This window comes from Pseudomonas sp. TZ252 (assembly GCF_056110345.1).
Genome location: NZ_CM148566.1, coordinates 3,176,414 through 3,192,503, shown reverse-complemented (window position 1 = coordinate 3,192,503; position 16,090 = coordinate 3,176,414). Strand labels below are relative to the sequence as shown.

Below are 16,090 nucleotides of genomic sequence, written 5' to 3'. Positions count from 1 at the left end.
ACGCCATGACGCAATCCGATCAGAAAGCGCCGCCGTATTACCCGAAAAGCCACTTGTTGGCCGCCAGCGGTGTTGCAGCGCTCCTCAGTTTGGCACTACTGGTGTTCCCCTCGAGCGAAGTCGAGGCCAAGAGGACCACGCTCAATCTGGAGCTTGAAAGCAACACCGATCGCCTCCTTCAGGAGAAAGACGACCTCCTGCCGCAATCGGTCACCAATTCCAGCGACGAAGGCACGCCTTTCGCTCAGGTAGAAGGCGCCTCCGACGACAACACCGCCGAGCAAGACTCGGACAAGCCGGGCGCATCTGTAGCCGATGCCGACACCAAGCCCGTCGATCCCGAGTGGAAGACCATCACCGTCGCCAGTGGCGATACGCTGTCGACCGTATTCACCAAGGCAGGCCTTTCCACCTCGGCCATGCACGACATGCTGACCAGCAGCAAGGATGCCAAGCGCTTCACCCATCTGAAGGTCGGCCAGGAGGTCAAGCTCAAGCTCGACCCCAAAGGAGAGCTGCAGGCGCTGCGAGTCAAGCAGAGCGAACTCGAGACCATCGGCCTGGACAAGACCGACAAGGGCTACTCCTTCAAACGCGAGAAGGCCCAGATAGACCTGCATACCGCCTATGCCCATGGCCGCATCACCAGCTCGCTGTTCGTTGCCGGTCGTAACGCCGGCCTGCCCTATAACCTGATCACGTCGCTGTCGAATATCTTCGGCTACGACATCGACTTCGCCCTCGATCTGCGTGAGGGCGACGAGTTCGACGTGATCTACGAACAGCACAAGGTCAACGGCAAGCAAGTGGCGACCGGCAATATCCTCGCCGCCCGCTTCGTCAACCGCGGCAAGACCTACACCGCCGTGCGTTACACCAACAAGCAGGGCAATACCAGCTACTACCGCGCCGACGGCTCCAGCATGCGCAAGGCATTCATCCGTACGCCGGTGGATTTCGCCCGCATCAGCTCGCGCTTCTCCCTGGGCCGCCGCCACCCGATCCTGAACAAGATCCGCGCGCACAAGGGCGTCGACTACGCTGCCCCCATCGGCACACCGATCAAGGCCACCGGAGACGGCAAGATCCTCGAAGCCGGACGCAAGGGGGGCTACGGCAACGCCGTGGTGATCCAGCACGGCCAGCGCTATCGGACCATCTACGGACACATGAGCCGCTTCGCCAAGGGTATCCGCGCCGGTACCAGCGTGAAGCAGGGCCAGATCATCGGTTACGTAGGCATGACGGGCCTGGCCACCGGCCCGCACCTGCACTACGAGTTCCAGATCAATGGCCGTCACGTCGATCCGCTGAGTGCCAAGCTGCCCATGGCGGACCCGCTCGGTGGCGCAGATCGCAAGCGCTTCATGGCGCAGACCCAGCCGATGATCGCGCGCATGGATCAGGAGAAGAAAACCCTCCTGGCCCTGAACAAGCAGCGCTGATCGTGCCGCGCTACCTGGGGTTGATGTCCGGAACCAGCCTGGACGGCATGGACATCGTCCTGATCGAGCAAGGTGATCGCACCACCTTGCTCGCTTCCCATTACCTACCCATGCCGGCCGGGCTGCGCGAAGACATCCTCGCCCTGTGCGTCCCCGGTCCCGATGAAATCGCCCGCGCCGCCGAAGTCGAGCAACGCTGGGTCGCCCTTGCAGCACAGGGCGTGCGCGAACTGCTGCTCCAGCAGCAGATGAGCCCCGACGAAGTCCGTGCCATCGGCAGTCACGGTCAAACCATCCGGCATGAACCCGCTCGCCACTTCACGGTGCAGATCGGCAACCCCGCCCTGCTGGCGGAGCTGACCGGCATCGATGTCGTCGCCGACTTCCGCCGCCGCGACGTCGCAGCCGGCGGCCAGGGCGCCCCGCTGGTACCGGCCTTCCATCAGGCGCTGTTTGGCGATGATGACGCCTCCAGGGCGGTCCTGAACATCGGTGGCTTCAGCAACGTTTCGCTGCTCAGTCCCGGAAAGCCGGTACGCGGCTTCGACTGCGGCCCGGGCAACGTGCTGATGGACGCCTGGATTCATCACCAGCGCGGCGAACATTTCGACCGGGACGGTGCGTGGGCCGCCAGCGGCCAGATGAACCACGCACTGCTGGCAAGCCTGCTGGCGGATGAATTCTTCGCCGCGCGTGGCCCCAAGAGCACCGGGCGCGAGCGCTTCAACCTGCCCTGGCTGCAGGAGCACCTGGCTCGTCACCCTGCCTTGCCGGCAGCGGATATCCAGGCAACCCTGCTGGAGCTGAGCGCGCGCAGCATCAGCGAATCGCTGCTGGACGCCCAGCCGGACTGCGAAGAGGTGCTGGTATGCGGCGGCGGCGCCTTCAATACGGCGCTGATGAAGCGCCTGGCCATGCTGATGCCCGAAGCTCGGGTGGCCAGTACCGACGAATACGGCATTCCCCCTGCCTGGATGGAGGGCATGGCATTCGCCTGGCTAGCCCATCGGTTTCTCGAGCGCCTGCCCGGCAACTGCCCTGATGTGACCGGTGCGCTCGGTCCCAGGACTCTGGGCGCGCTGTATCCCGCCTGAAACGAAAACGCCGCGCTTATATGCGCGGCGTTTTCGTAGCGACCCCATCGACGTCAGATCGAGAACGACTGTCCGCAACCGCAAGTCGTGGCGGCGTTCGGGTTCTTGATGACGAACCTCGAACCTTCCAGGCCTTCCTGGTAGTCGACTTCCGAGCCCGCCAGGTACTGGAAGCTCATCGGGTCCACCACCAGGCCCACGCCATCGCGCTCGATCACGGTATCGTCATCGGCGATATCTTCGTCGAAGGTGAAGCCATACTGGAAGCCCGAGCAACCGCCGCCGGTGACGAATACACGCAGTTTCAGGCGAGGATTGCCCTCTTCGTCAATCAACGTCTTCACCTTGTTGGCTGCGCCTGGGGTAAAGAGCAGGGGCGTAGGGGTGAAGGTCTCGATGCTCATGTTTCCGAATCTCCCGGCTTGAGGCCGTGCGTTACAACATTACGCCCATTATCCTCTTGTCCCAGAAAAATGGTCAACTAATCCACAGTTTCCACGCTGGCAGGCAGTTCCAGCGGGCGCGGACTGGCCTCGGTCATCGGGCACAGGCGGCCCTCGATCTGGGCCCCCATGGCGGTTTCGATCAGCCCATAGTGAAGATTGCCCTTCACCCGGGCCTGGGCCCCCAGCTCCAGGCGTTCGATGGCATGGATGTCGCCATCCACCTGACCGTCGATGATCACATGGGGGGCCCGGATTTCGCCATCGACTCGACCGCCGGCGCTGACCCGCACCAGCCCTTCGTGCGCCTGCAACGCTCCGCGGACGGTGCCGTCGATCTGCACCGCGCCCTTGAGGTTCATGTCACCGACCAGTTCGGCGCCGCTGGCGATCAGGCTAGTCTGCCCGGTGAAACGCTGGACGTCGGCCCGGCCTTTGTTCTTGCTCCACATAATGCTCACTCACTGCTTCGGCCAATCGAAACGGCGCTGTAGCGGTTTGGACTGGCCATTCAGCTCCGCACGTACGTCGATCAGCTTCGGGATGAAGTTCTTCGGCAGCTCCAGCTCGGCGAAACGCCCCCCTTCTGGGATCGACTGGAAATGCCGGAGGGAAATCGACAGCCCTGTCTTGCCCAGTTCCGGCGAGAGCTGTTCGAGGTCGTAGGTAGCGTCCTTGCGCGCCAGCTTGCCGCTGATGCGGACTTTCAGCCGCCCATCCAGCTTGCGGTCGTCCCTGCCCAGGCGGCTGAGCATCACCTTATAGCGGAAGCGCTGCGGGTCGTCCGTGCCCTGCACCTCAAAGGCACGGATTTCCAGCGCATCCGCCTTGCTGGCCGGCGCGACGACCCCCTTGTAGAACGCGATGTCCTGTTGCTGCTTGAACACCTGGTCCTCAAGCAGCTTGATGGTCTGCCGGCTCTGTTCGGTGGCCTGCTGGCTGAGACGTTCTCCGCTGCGCAACACCTCGATTTCGGTACGCAGGCGCTCCAGCTCGGCCTTCTGCTCGCCGATCAGGGTTTCCTGGCGTTGCGCATCGGCCTCGCTGCGAGCGGCGTCCGCCCCGGTCGACCAGCGACCGCCGAGAAACGCCAGCGGAACCGCCAGCAGCAGCGCACCCACCCCGAGGCGGACCAGCCAGGCCCGCCGTGGATCACGGAACTGGAGTTCCCAGCCGGACATCAGGGGAGCAGGGCCGCATGCGAGAGGCCCAGGCGCTCGTCCAGCCCGAACAGGATGTTCATGTTCTGGAGCGCCTGACCCGAGGCGCCCTTGACCAGGTTGTCGATCACCGACAGCACCACCACCAGGTCGCCGCCCTGGGGGCGATGCACGGCGATTCGGCAGACATTGGCGCCACGCACGCTGCGGGTCTCCGGATGGCTGCCGGCCGGCATCACGTCGACGAAGGGTTCGTCGGCGTAGCGCTTCTCGAACAACGCCTGGAGGTCGACCGAGCGATCCGCGACATGGGCATAAAGGGTTGCATGGATACCGCGGATCATTGGCGTCAGGTGCGGTACGAACGTCAACCCGACCTCGCCGCCGGAGGCCCGACGCAGGCCCTGGCTGATTTCCGGGAGATGCCGATGCCCTTTGACCGCGTAGGCCATCATGCTTTCGCCCGCCTCGCAGAACAGCGAGCCAACCTTGGCGCCCCGACCGGCGCCGCTGACCCCGGACTTGCAATCGGCGATCAGCCGCGAGGCGTCGGCCAGGCCGGCCTCCAGCAGCGGGATCAGGCCCAGCTGGGTCGCGGTCGGGTAGCAACCCGGCACGGCGATCAGGCGGGCTTGGCGGATCTTCTCGCGGTTCACTTCCGGCAGGCCGTAGACAGCCTCGTCGAGCAGCGCCGGAGCGCCATGCGGCTGTCCGTACCAGCGCGCCCACTCCTCGGCGTCCGCCAGGCGGAAGTCAGCGGACAGATCGATGACCCGGGTCCCCGCGTCCAGCAGTTCGCCAGCCAGCGCGTGCGCCACGCCGTGCGGCGTGGCGAAGAACACCACGTCGCAGGCGCCGAGGCGCTGCGCGTCCGGCACGCTGAACTGCAGGTCATCATAATGACCTCGCAGGTTCGGGTACATGTCGGCGACCTTCACCCCCGCCTCGGAACGTGAAGTGATCACTTCCACCCGGGCCTGCGGATGCTGCGCCAGCAGGCGCAGCAGTTCCACGCCCGTATAACCCGTACCGCCAACGATGCCGACCTTGATCATCTGTCCATCACTCCGCGCGCTGAGGCAAGCTAGCCAAAAGAGGCCAATGATAAGAGCCGAGCGCCGGCATGAACAGCGCTGGGCGTCCGGCTTTGCGACCGGTTCGGCCCTTCGGTCGGCAGTCTAGCCCCCGGGGTCGTCGGGCAGAAATTGCTGCGAGGCCCTATCCGAATGTTCCTACCTGTTATGCGGCCATATCTGCCGGCAAATCAGACAGCGGCAAGCCGCCAGGGTGACGCGTTCCAGCCATCCCTCTACTATCGGGGCACCGTGATCAAGAGGATGTCCTGATGTACCTGTGGCTCAAAGCCTTCCATATCATCGCCGTGGTCTGCTGGTTCGCCGGCCTGTTCTACCTGCCGCGCCTTTTCGTCTACCACGCCATGAGCGAGGACCAGACCAGCCGGGAACGCTTCTGCGTCATGGAGCGCAAGCTCTACCGAGGGATCATGATGCCCTCGATGCTCGCCACCCTGGTCCTTGGCCTCTGGATGCTCTATCTCACCCCCGGCTGGCTGAGCCAAGGCTGGCTGCACGCCAAGCTGACCCTGGTGGTCCTGCTGATCGGCTACCACCACGCCTGCGGCGCCATGCTCAAGCGCTTCGCCCGCGGCGAGCCGGGGCGCAGCCATGTGTTCTACCGCTGGTTCAACGAAGTGCCTGTACTGTTCCTGCTGCTGATCGTCCTACTGGTGGTGCTCAAACCTTTCTGACCCAGGAGTCCTGTCCATGTCCTTGCCCGCCCTGCTCGACCAACGCCTGCGACTGCCGATGGTGGCCGCGCCGATGTTCCTGGTATCCAACCCGCAGTTAGTGCTGGCCTGCTGCCGCAGCGGCATCGTCGGCAGCTTCCCGGCGCTCAACCAGCGCGAGAGCAGCGGCTTCGAGGGATGGCTGGAGGAAATCGGGGCCGGCCTGCAGGCGCTGGACAATCCCGCGCCCTATGCGGTGAACCTGATCGTCCACAACACCAATCCGCGGTTGCAGGCCGACCTGCGGATCTGCGTCGAGCACCGCGTACCGATCGTCATCACCAGCCTCGGCGCAGTGCGCGAAGTGGTAGACGCTGTGCATAGCTACGGCGGCCTGGTGTTCCACGACGTCACCACCCGCCGCCACGCCGAAAAAGCCGCCGAGGCCGGGGTTGACGGCCTGATCGCGGTAGCGGCCGGCGCGGGCGGGCACGCCGGGACCTGGAGCCCTTTCGCGCTGGTCGCGGAAATCCGCCAGTTCTTCGACAAGACCCTGCTGTTGGCCGGCTGCATCAACCACGGCCACGAGATTCTCGCCGCACAGATGCTCGGCGCCGACCTGGCCTATCTCGGCACTCGCTTCATCGCCACCCGCGAGAGCAATGCCTCCGACGCCTACAAGCAGATGATCCTGGAGGCACGCGCCGCCGACATCGTGCACACCCCGGCGGTGTCCGGCGTACCGGCCAGCTTCATGCGGCAAAGCCTGGAGGCCGCCGGTTACGATCTGAAGCGCCTGACCGACAAGGCAGACATGAACTACGGCGAGAAACTCAAGCCGGTGAACGACGAGGCCAAGGCCTGGAAGACCGTGTGGTCCGCCGGCCAGGGCGCGGGCAACATAGACGACTTGCCCGGCGTCGACGAGTTGGTCGCCCGCCTCGACCGGGAATATCGCGCCGCCCTGCGGAACATGGATCGCCTGGCCAACCGCTGGCCGCGCTGAAACCGCCGGGTCACGGCGCCCCGGCTTGTGCGGGAGTTCTCATCTCGCGCTTGTGGGCGCCAAGGCCGCCGATTAGGCTGTCGGCTGCATTTCTCTCACCCCAGCTGACAAGGATGCCTGCATGACCGACCAACGCTTCAAGATCGTCTTCTCCGGCGAGCTGATGCCCGACGCATCGCTCGAAACCGTGAAGGACAATCTCGCCCGCCTGTTCAAGAGCGAACCGGGCAAGATCGACGCCCTCTTCGGCGGTCGCCCGGTGGTGCTGAAACGCGAACTTCCAGAGGCCGAGGCGGAGCGTTACCTGACCGCCTTGCGCCAGGCCGGCGCCAATGCCTACAAGGAAGTCGACCTGGCGGCCAGCCTGAGCCTGGTGGAAACGCCCGATCACAACCCCCAGGTCGCGGAGGAAACCCCGGCGCAAGACCTGCCTCCCATGACCTGCCCGAAATGCGGCCATGAACAGCCCAGCGGAGCGGAATGTTCGGCCTGCGGCGTCATCATCGAGAAGTACCTGGCACGCCAGGCGCAGCTCGGCGAAAACGCCGCGCCTGCGACCACCGCGGCTGCGGGCGCGTCTCCCTACACACCGCCCAGCGCCCAGGTCGGCGACGCCCTCCCCGAGTTCGGCGAGCTGAACGTGTTCACCACCAACGGCCGGATCGGACGCCTGCGCTATCTCGGCTGGTCGATGGCGATGACGCTGTGCTTCCTGGTCATCATGGGCCTGGGCTTCCTGCTCGGCGAAACCGTCGGCGTGGCCGTCACCGCCCTGGCCTCGATCGCCTTCATCGTCATCGCCGTGATGATCGGCGTGCAGCGCCTGCATGACCTCGGCTGGTCGGGCTGGCTCTGGCTGCTCAACTTCGTCCCCTTCGTCGGCAGCGTGTTCGGCATCCTGATGCTGGTCCTGCCCGGCAGCACCGGCGCCAACCGCTACGGTCCGCCGCCGCCGGCGAACAGCACCGGGGTGAAAGTCCTGGCCAGTCTGATCATCCTGCTGCCGATAGTCGGTATCATCGCCGCCATCGCCCTGCCGTCCTACCAGGGTTACCTGGAGCGAGCGAACTATGACGGCGGCGCCAGCGCTCCAGCCGACCCGTACACCACCGACGAGCAGGCCGCCGCAGCGGCGGCCGAAGCCGATGAAGCCGCCACGGCGGCGGCAGAGGCCATGGAAGACGACGACCAACAGTAGCCACGCAACCCCTCGCGACGGGCGGGGTCCAATTCCCCGTCCGTTTCGGAGAAGTCTCGAATGCCCCGTTATGCCCTGATCACCGGCGCTTCCAGCGGTATCGGCCTGGCCCTAGCCGAAGCCCTGGCCCGGCGCGGTCGCGCCCTGATCCTGGTGGCGCGCCAGCGCGACGCGCTGGAGAGCATCGCCTATGAGCTGGCGCAGCGTTTCGGCGTGGAAGTGCTGTTCCGCACCTGCGATCTTTCCGAGCCGCTGCAACTGTCAGGGTTGTTGCACGAACTGGAACAGGGCGAACGACAGATCGACCTGCTGGTTAACAATGCCGGGATCGGTACCTCCGGCCCCTTCATCGACCAGGAATGGGCGCGGGAACAGGAGCTGATCGAACTCAACATCCTGGCCCTGGCCCGCCTTTGCCACTCCCTCGGCGCCCGCATGGCGGCACAGGGCGGGGGCCAGATACTCAATATCGCCTCGGTGGCCGCCTTCCAGCCCGGCGCCTGGATGAGCAACTACTACGCCAGCAAGGCCTACGTCCTGCACTTCTCGGAAGGCTTGCGGGAAGAACTGAAAGAGCGCGGCGTCAAGGTCTCGGTGCTGTGCCCTGGGCCAACCCGCACGGCATTCTTCCGGGAAGCCGGGATGCGGCTCGGCAGGCTCGACCGGAGCAAGCTGATGATGACCCCGGAGGAAGTCGCGCTGCTGGCCCTGCGCGGGCTGGACAAGAACCGCGCCCTGATCGTCCCCGGTTGGCGCAATCGCCTGCTGGCGCTGAGCCCACGCCTGGCGCCACGCTGGCTGGTGCGCCGACTCGCCGCGCGGATCAACGCCTCGGCGGTACCCTCCGCCCCACGGGGTTGACCGGCCTCTCCTCGCAGGGCGGCAAGGTTCGCCGTTGGCTCAGTCTGCCGGTACCGCCCGCCCCTTGGCCCAGGTCCGCAGCGCGGCGAGCTTTTCCGCCATCAGCACCGACAGCGGCGAGGTTCGCGCCAGTTCCCTGAGCAACAGATCCTGATCCACCGCCTGCTGTCGCGCCTGCCCGGCGTACAGTGCCGCCACCACCGCCTGCTCGATCTCCGCCCCGCTGAAACCCTCGCTGGCAGCCGCCAGCAGATGGAGGTCGAACTGTGCCGGCTCCAGCTCGCGGCGTTGCAGGTGGATGCGGAAGATCTCGGCGCGAACCTCCGGCGTCGGCAGGTCGACGAAGAACAATTCGTCGAAGCGTCCCTTGCGGATCAGTTCGGGCGGCAGGCGGTCGATAGCGTTCGCGGTGGCGACCATGAAGACCGGCGCCTCGCGCTCGGCCATCCAGGTCAGCAGGGTACCCAGCACGCGCTGACTGACGCCGTTGTCCTGGTCGCCACCAGAAATGCCCTTCTCCACTTCATCCATCCACAGCACGCAGGGCGCCATCTGTTCGGCCAGGCGCAGCGCCTCGCGCAGGTTGCGCTCGGTTTCGCCGAAGTACTTGTTGTAGAGACAGGCGAAATCCAGACGCAGCAACGGCAAGCCCCAGAGGCCGGCCACCGCCTTGGCCGCCAGGCTCTTGCCGGCGCCCTGTACGCCGACCAGCATCATGCCCTTCGGCTGGTCGCCAGGCGTGCCGGCGAGGAACGCCGACTGACGCTCGCCGAGCCAGCGCTTGAGCGCGGCAAGCCCGCCGACCTCGGCGAAGCGCGCGGTGTCGTACTCGAAGCTCAGCACGCCCTCCAGGTCGAGTAGCTGGAACTTGGTGCGGTTCAGCTCGGGCAGGTCCTCCTGGGTGATCGCCCCATCGTTGCAGATCACGTTGCGCGCCAGCAGTCGCGCCTCGGCATGGCTGAGTCCGCGCAGGTTCTTCACCACCTGCTGCAGGGTGCGGTTGTCGGTGCGCACGCGGGCACCACGGTTGCGCTCGCTCCAGCGCGTCGCTTCCTCGCGGACGATGCCGAGCAGTTCGTCCTCGCTGGGCAGGGACAGCGAGAACCGCGCGGCGAAGCGCTGCACTTCGGCCGGCAGCTTCAGCGCATGGGACACCAGCACCACGGTCGGTCGATGATTGCCTTCGGCCATGGCGATTTCCTTGAGCAGGCGCACCAGGGTCGGGCTGTCGCCAAGGAAAGGATGCAGGTCGCAGAGCACGTAGAGATTCGCCTGCTGATCGTGCTTGATCAAGCGCAACGCCGCGACCGGGTCGCGGCTCTCCTCCCCGCCCAGCGGCTCGCCGCCGAAGCCCAGGCGCTGCACGCCCTCGGTCACCGACCAGGCATACAGGCCAAGGCCGCGCCTGACCGCCAGGCCGGTGAGGGTTTCCATCACCTTCGGCTCGTCCCAGGACTCGATCAGGATCAGCTTGACCCGGGAATCCAGGACCAGGCCGAGGTCGTGTATGTCGTTCTTCACTGCGGCTCCTTCACGCTTGGGCGGTCGCGACGGGCACCGCTACACTCGGGAAAGCACCCGAGGCCGGAGGAATCGCCCATGGACTGTCTGTTCTGCAAGATCGTGGCGGGGGAAGTTCCCGCGCGCAAGTTCTACGAAGACGAGGAAGTTGTCGCGTTTCACGATATCGGCCCGCAGGCGCCGGTGCACCTCCTGGTCATCCCGAAAAGGCACATTCCCACCCTCGAGCACCTGACCGAGGCAGACCGGCCGCTGGCAGGCCATATCCTCTTCACCGCCCAGCGCCTGGCCCGGGAGCAGGGCTGCGAGGAAGGCTTCCGTGTGGTGATGAACTGCAACGACCTTGGCGGGCAGACCGTGCACCACATCCACATGCACGTGCTGGGTCAACGCCAGATGCACTGGCCGCCGGGCTGAGTCCCTGCTGGCGCTGCGACATCGCAGCCCGTCCGCAACATCCTGCTATCAGCGCACTTCCGGTAAACTGGTGCGATCTTTCGTTTCCGGAGGTGCGCCATGTCCGCCGACCGCCACTATTCGCCCATCGACCGTTTCCTGCTGCAGGCCGACTCCGCCCTGCGCACCCTGCTGCCGTTCAGCGGCCAGCCGGCGCGACCGTCGCCGGCCATCGTGGAACCCGATGGCGAACTGAGCGAGGAAGACACCCGCCATATCGCCGGCCTGATGCGCATCAACCACACCGGCGAGGTCTGCGCCCAGGCGCTGTACCAGGGCCAGTCGCTGACCGCCAAGCTGCCCGAGGTCCGCGAGGCGATGGAGGAAGCCGCCGAGGAGGAGATCGACCACCTGGCCTGGTGCGAGCAACGCATCCGCCAGTTGGGCAGCCGTCCCAGCGTCCTCAATCCGATCTTCTACGGCCTGTCCTTCGGCGTCGGTGCCGCCGCCGGGCTGGTCAGCGACCGGGTCAGCCTGGGCTTCGTCGCCGCCACCGAAGACCAGGTGTGCAAGCATCTGGACGAACACCTGGCGCAGATTCCCCAGGAGGATCGGAAATCCCGTGCCATCCTCGAGCAGATGCGTATCGACGAGGAACAGCATTCGAGCAACGCCCTGGCCGCCGGCGGCCTGCGCTTCCCGGCACCGGTGAAGCTGGGCATGAGCCTGCTGGCGAAGGTGATGACCAAGAGCACCTACCGCATCTGAATCGCACGCATGAAAAAGCCCGCTCGAAGCGGGCTTTTTCTTTCTCGTGTGCGATCAGCGCGGCATGTTGCGCGCGTAGAAGATCTCCAGCATTTCGTGCTTGAGCCGTTCCGTGACCTGCTCACGCTGTTCCGCCGAGAGCGTCCGGGTAGCGTCGCCGAACAGGTAGTTCTCCAGTTCGAAGTCCTTGAGCAGCATCTTGGTGTGGAACAGGTTCTCCTGGTACACGTTCACGTCGGTCATCTGGTAGGCCTCGCGCGTGTCGTCGGAGAGATAGTTCTGGATCGAGTTGATCTCGTGGTCGATGAAATGCTTGCGCCCCTCGATGTCGCGGGTGAAGCCGCGGACCCGATAGTCGACCGTGACGATGTCCGAGTCGAACTGGTGGATCAGGTAGTTCAGGGCCTTCAGCGGGGAGATCACTCCGCAGGTGGAAACGTCGATGTCCACGCGGAAGGTCGCGATGCCGTCCACCGGATGGATTTCCGGGTAGGTATGCACGGTGATGTGGCTCTTGTCCAGGTGCGCCAGAATGGTGTCCGGCAGCGGGCCCGGGGACTCTTCGATCTGGCTGTCGGTCGGAGTGACCGGCTGCTCGGAGATCAGGATGGTCACGCTGGCGCCCTGGGGGTCGTAGTCCTGACGCGCGATGTTCAGGATATTGGCGCCGATGATGTCGACAACATCGGTAAGAATCTGCGTCAGACGCTCCGCGTCATACTCTTCGTCGATGTACTGCACGTAGGCCTGGAGGTCTTCGGGCGTCTCGGCGTAGCAGATGTCGTAGATGTTGAAGCTCAAGGTCTTCGTCAGGTTGTTGAACCCGTGGAGCTTGAGTTTGCTTTTCACCGTGGGGAACTCTCTCGGTTGCTTGCGGCTCTGCCGCAGGGTTGGGGCATGCCCGTCAGATGCGAACGACGCACCTGCGTAGGACGGTTAACACCTCTTCGCGATGGCGATTGTGGTTTGTTGAGTTGCACGGGCGCCGGCTGGCGCCATTGGTCACCCGACCGGGATGGCTCGGGAAACGTCTATCAGAGCGGAAGAATCTTCCGAACTGAACGGCCGCCCGACGGAATCGCGCGGCACGAAAAAAGGGGCGCATTATGCAGAGCCAATCAAGCCTCCGCCAGAGTTTGCGCCCCTTTTATGATGACCGGATGTCGTCTCAGCCGAGTTCGACGATCTCGTAGTCGTGGGTGATCTCCACCCCGCCGCGACCGAGCATGATCGACGCCGAGCAGTATTTCTCCGCCGACAGCTCCACCGCGCGCTTGACCTGGGCCTCCTTGAGACCGCGGCCCTTGACCACGAAGTGCACGTGGATCTTCGTGAACACCTTGGGCTCCTCGTCGGCCCTTTCGGCCTCGAGGAAGGCTTCGCAGCTCTCCACCGGCTGGCGCGCCTTCTTCAGGATGCTGACCACATCGAAGTTGGTGCAGCCGCCGAGGCCGATCAGGACCATCTCCATAGGGCGCACCCCGAGGTTGCGTCCGCCATGGTCCGGCGGACCGTCCATGACCACCACGTGGCCGCTACCGGACTCGCCGAGGAACATCGCCTCGCCCGCCCACTGGATACGCGCTTTCATCGTTCAGACTCCCGCCGGCAAAGGGCGCCAGCTTAGCACAGGGCCCAAGGACAGTACGGGATCACAGTCCTGATAGCTGCGTCGCAAAATCACATCGACCTTCATGGCCCGTCTGTTAAGCTGGACGCGGTTTACTGGCACACTTCCTGATCTGCCCGGTTGGGGGGAGCTCTCCGCTGAGCTCCCGGGCCCTGGCAGGTCTCTCCATAAGAACTCAAAAAAACATCGCCTTGTACGTCAGGCATATTCTTTATTCTTTCGGGACTCGGGCATGGTAGCTATTACCCACACACCCAAACTCAAACACCTAGACAAGCTGCTCGCACACTGTCACCGCCGCCGCTACACCGCAAAGAGCACCATCATCTATGCCGGCGATCGCTGCGAAACGCTGTTCTTCATCATCAAGGGTTCGGTCACCATCCTCATCGAGGACGACGACGGCCGCGAAATGATCATCGGCTACCTCAACAGCGGTGATTTCTTCGGCGAGCTGGGATTGTTCGAAAAGGAAGGCAGCGAACAGGAACGCAGCGCCTGGGTTCGCGCCAAGGTGGAATGCGAAGTCGCCGAGATCAGCTATGCGAAGTTCCGCGAACTGTCGCAGCAGGACTCGGAGATCCTCTACACCCTCGGCAGCCAGATGGCCGACCGCCTGCGCAAGACCACCCGCAAGGTGGGCGACCTGGCCTTCCTCGACGTCACCGGACGCGTCGCCCGCACCTTGCTGGACCTGTGCCAGCAACCGGACGCCATGACCCACCCGGACGGCATGCAGATCAAGATCACCCGCCAGGAGATCGGCCGGATCGTCGGCTGCTCGCGGGAAATGGTCGGACGCGTGCTGAAGAGCCTGGAGGAGCAGGGCCTGGTGCATGTGAAAGGAAAGACCATGGTGGTCTTCGGCACCCGCTGAACAGCACCCATGAAAAAGGCCGGTCGCAACCGGCCTTTTTCATGGGATTCGACAGCGCGGATCAGTCAGGATCGGCGCCCAGCACCACGCCGCCACGCTCCTGGAAGAACAGGCGCTTCAACTCCAGGCCAGGATCGTCGGCCCGCATGAACGCCTCGCCAACCAGGAAGGCATAGACCTCGCTGACTTCCATCAGCTCCACGTCGGCCCGGTTGAGAATACCGCTCTCGGTGACCACCAGGCGGTCGCGGGGAATTTCCGGCAACAGGTCGAGGGTGGTTTCCAGGCTCACCTCGAAGGTGTGCAGGTTGCGGTTGTTGATGCCCACCAACGGCGTGTCCAGGGTCTTCAGTGCACGTTCCAGCTCGGTGCCGTCATGCACTTCGACCAGTACGTCGAGACCGACCGACTTGGCAGTCGCCGCCAGTTCGGCCATCAGCACGTCGTCCAGCGCCGAGACGATCAGCAGGATGCAGTCGGCACCGATCGCCCGCGCCTCGACGATCTGGTACGGATCGATCATGAAGTCCTTGCGGATCACCGGCAGCGCACAGGCGGCCCGCGCTTCCTTCAGATAGGCATCGGCGCCCTGGAAGAAGTCCACGTCGGTGAGCACCGACAGGCACGCCGCGCCACCCGCCTCGTAGCTGCGGGCTATCTCCGCCGGGACGAAGTGTTCGCGCAGCACGCCCTTGCTCGGCGATGCCTTCTTGATCTCGGCGATCACTGCCGGCTCCTTGCGCTTGGCCCGCTCCAGCAGGGCATTGGCGAAGCCGCGCGGCGCATCGGCGCTACGCGCCAGCCGCTCGACCTCGGCCAGGTTGACGCGCGCACGGCGCTCGGCGACCTCCTCGGCCTTGCGGGCGAGGATCTTCTGCAGAACCGTCGGCACACTCACTGTGCGTTCTCCTCTCTGTAAACGGCGGTGAAGGCCACCAGTTCGTCCATCTTCTCCCGTGCCAGCCCGGTGTGCAGGGCATCGTGGGCCAGTTGAATGCCCTCGTGCAGGCTGGTCGCCAGATCGGCAGCGTACAGTGCCGGGCCGGCATTCATCACGATCAGCTCGGCGGCCTTCTGCCCAGCCTCGGTCTTGCGCCGCCCCAAAGCGTCGCGGATCAGTTCCAGCGAGGCCTGCGGACTGTCGACCTCCAGCCCCATCAGGGTCTGGCTCTTGATCCCGAAGTCCTCGGGACGCACTTCGTACTCGCGTACCTCGCCGTCCTTCAACTCGGCAATGTGGGTCGCCGCGGCCAGACTGAACTCGTCCAGCCCGTCGCGCGAATGCACCACCAGCACATGCTCGCTGCCGAGACGCTTGAGCACTTCAGCCAGCGGCTTGCACAGTTCCTGGGTGAACACCCCGACCACCTGGTGCCTGACTCCCGCCGGGTTGGTCAGTGGGCCAAGCATGTTGAACAGAGTCCGCAAGCCCAGCTCGCGGCGCGGACCGGCGGCGTACTTCATCGCCTTGTGGTGGACCTGGGCGAACATGAACCCGACGCCGACGGTGTCGATGCAACGCGCCACCTGTTCGGAGGTCAGTTCCAGGTAGATGCCGGCGGCTTCCAGCAAGTCGGCGCTGCCGCTCTTGCCGGAGACCGCGCGGTTACCGTGCTTGGCGACCTTGCCGCCAGCGGCGGCGACCACGAAGGACGCCGCCGAGGATACGTTGAAGATGTTCGCGCCATCGCCGCCGGTGCCGACCACGTCGACCACATGCTTCAGCGTAGGCAACTGCACACCGTCGGCCAGTTCGCGCATCACCGCCACCGCGCCGACGATCTCGTCGATGGTTTCGCTCTTCATCCGCATGCCCATCAGGAAGGCGCCGATCTGCGCGTCGGTGCACTGCCCGGTCATGATCTGGCGCATGACCGCCTGCATTTCCTCGGTGGTCAGGTCGAGCTGGTTGACGATGCGATTGAGGGCTCCCTTGATATCCAT

General features: G+C 64.8%; 18 protein-coding genes. 9 read left to right on the top strand and 9 right to left on the bottom strand.

The features are described 5' to 3' along the window. The first annotated feature begins 5 nt into the window (after nt 1-5). Both ACYAF3_RS14770 and ACYAF3_RS14765 read left to right on the top strand, forming a co-directional pair. Nucleotides 6-1,445 carry a peptidoglycan DD-metalloendopeptidase family protein gene (locus tag ACYAF3_RS14770; protein WP_025986835.1) on the top strand — a complete coding sequence of 480 codons (1,440 nt, stop codon included), beginning with the start codon at nt 6-8 and terminating at the stop codon, nt 1,443-1,445. A gap of 2 nt (nt 1,446-1,447) precedes the next feature. Then, a complete protein-coding gene (locus tag ACYAF3_RS14765) occupies nt 1,448-2,539 on the top strand; it encodes an anhydro-N-acetylmuramic acid kinase (protein ID WP_016252941.1) in 1,092 nt (363 codons plus the stop codon). 53 nt (nt 2,540-2,592) lie between these two features. Here the strand turns inward: ACYAF3_RS14765 and erpA are convergent, their stop codons facing one another. From erpA to argC, 4 genes are all read right to left on the bottom strand, one after another. Continuing rightward, nucleotides 2,593-2,943, bottom strand: coding sequence for an iron-sulfur cluster insertion protein ErpA (gene erpA / locus ACYAF3_RS14760; RefSeq protein WP_003085254.1), 351 nt, complete (start codon nt 2,941-2,943; stop codon nt 2,593-2,595). Between the two features lie 77 nt (nt 2,944-3,020). After that, nucleotides 3,021-3,443 carry a bactofilin family protein gene (locus ACYAF3_RS14755; RefSeq protein ID WP_003120826.1) on the bottom strand — a complete coding sequence of 141 codons (423 nt, stop codon included), beginning with the start codon at nt 3,441-3,443 and terminating at the stop codon, nt 3,021-3,023. Beyond that, nucleotides 3,444-4,163 (bottom strand): DUF6776 family protein, encoded by a 720-nt coding sequence (locus ACYAF3_RS14750; RefSeq protein ID WP_003085249.1) that lies wholly within the window; start codon nt 4,161-4,163, stop codon nt 3,444-3,446. After that, nucleotides 4,163-5,197, bottom strand: a complete 1,035-nt coding sequence (argC, locus tag ACYAF3_RS14745) for an N-acetyl-gamma-glutamyl-phosphate reductase (protein WP_003085247.1) — start codon at nt 5,195-5,197, stop codon at nt 4,163-4,165. The genes ACYAF3_RS14750 and argC overlap by 1 nt, the downstream gene beginning before the upstream one ends. A 290-nt stretch (nt 5,198-5,487) precedes the next feature. Between argC and hemJ the strand changes: the two genes are divergently transcribed. The 4 genes from hemJ to ACYAF3_RS14725 all read left to right on the top strand — a co-directional run bounded on the left by hemJ (nt 5,488) and on the right by ACYAF3_RS14725 (nt 8,954). Then, the gene (gene hemJ, locus ACYAF3_RS14740) at nt 5,488-5,910 is read left to right on the top strand and encodes a protoporphyrinogen oxidase HemJ (protein ID WP_003085245.1); all 423 of its coding nucleotides are present in this window, start codon (nt 5,488-5,490) and stop codon (nt 5,908-5,910) included. 16 nt (nt 5,911-5,926) lie between these two features. After that, entirely contained in the window at nt 5,927-6,895 is a 969-nt protein-coding gene (locus ACYAF3_RS14735; protein ID WP_003117983.1) for an NAD(P)H-dependent flavin oxidoreductase, read from the top strand. A gap of 121 nt (nt 6,896-7,016) precedes the next feature. Next, nucleotides 7,017-8,093, top strand: coding sequence for a DUF805 domain-containing protein (locus tag ACYAF3_RS14730; RefSeq protein WP_003117982.1), 1,077 nt, complete (start codon nt 7,017-7,019; stop codon nt 8,091-8,093). 60 nt (nt 8,094-8,153) lie between these two features. Further along, nucleotides 8,154-8,954 (top strand): SDR family NAD(P)-dependent oxidoreductase, encoded by an 801-nt coding sequence (locus ACYAF3_RS14725; protein WP_003113172.1) that lies wholly within the window; start codon nt 8,154-8,156, stop codon nt 8,952-8,954. A gap of 39 nt (nt 8,955-8,993) precedes the next feature. Here ACYAF3_RS14725 and ACYAF3_RS14720 read toward each other — a convergent pair whose 3' ends face one another. Beyond that, nucleotides 8,994-10,475, bottom strand: coding sequence for an AAA family ATPase (locus ACYAF3_RS14720; RefSeq protein ID WP_003117981.1), 1,482 nt, complete (start codon nt 10,473-10,475; stop codon nt 8,994-8,996). A 78-nt stretch (nt 10,476-10,553) separates the two neighbouring features. Here ACYAF3_RS14720 and ACYAF3_RS14715 point away from each other — a divergent pair, with 78 nt between their 5' ends. Together ACYAF3_RS14715 and coq7 are read left to right on the top strand one after the other, a co-directional pair. Then, nucleotides 10,554-10,892 carry a histidine triad nucleotide-binding protein gene (locus ACYAF3_RS14715; protein WP_105579194.1) on the top strand — a complete coding sequence of 113 codons (339 nt, stop codon included), beginning with the start codon at nt 10,554-10,556 and terminating at the stop codon, nt 10,890-10,892. A gap of 99 nt (nt 10,893-10,991) precedes the next feature. Further along, nucleotides 10,992-11,639: a 2-polyprenyl-3-methyl-6-methoxy-1,4-benzoquinone monooxygenase gene (gene coq7 / locus ACYAF3_RS14710; protein ID WP_003085224.1), complete on the top strand. Its 648-nt coding sequence runs from the start codon at nt 10,992-10,994 to the stop codon at nt 11,637-11,639. 54 nt (nt 11,640-11,693) lie between these two features. Here coq7 and speD read toward each other — a convergent pair whose 3' ends face one another. Together speD and ACYAF3_RS14700 are read right to left on the bottom strand one after the other, a co-directional pair. After that, on the bottom strand, nt 11,694-12,488 hold the full coding sequence (gene speD, locus ACYAF3_RS14705) for an adenosylmethionine decarboxylase (RefSeq protein WP_003101641.1): 795 nt from the start codon (nt 12,486-12,488) through the stop codon (nt 11,694-11,696). Between the two features lie 319 nt (nt 12,489-12,807). Further along, nucleotides 12,808-13,230 carry an OsmC family protein gene (locus ACYAF3_RS14700; protein ID WP_003085219.1) on the bottom strand — a complete coding sequence of 141 codons (423 nt, stop codon included), beginning with the start codon at nt 13,228-13,230 and terminating at the stop codon, nt 12,808-12,810. 271 nt (nt 13,231-13,501) lie between these two features. Here ACYAF3_RS14700 and crp point away from each other — a divergent pair, with 271 nt between their 5' ends. Beyond that, on the top strand, nt 13,502-14,146 hold the full coding sequence (gene crp, locus ACYAF3_RS14695) for a cAMP-activated global transcriptional regulator CRP (RefSeq protein WP_003085214.1): 645 nt from the start codon (nt 13,502-13,504) through the stop codon (nt 14,144-14,146). 61 nt (nt 14,147-14,207) lie between these two features. Here the strand turns inward: crp and trpC are convergent, their stop codons facing one another. Next, complete coding sequence (gene trpC / locus ACYAF3_RS14690; protein WP_003085205.1) at nt 14,208-15,044, bottom strand: indole-3-glycerol phosphate synthase TrpC; 837 nt, start codon at nt 15,042-15,044, stop codon at nt 14,208-14,210. Further along, entirely contained in the window at nt 15,041-16,090 is a 1,050-nt protein-coding gene (gene trpD, locus ACYAF3_RS14685; RefSeq protein WP_003085203.1) for an anthranilate phosphoribosyltransferase, read from the bottom strand. Before trpD ends, trpC begins: the two co-directional genes overlap by 4 nt.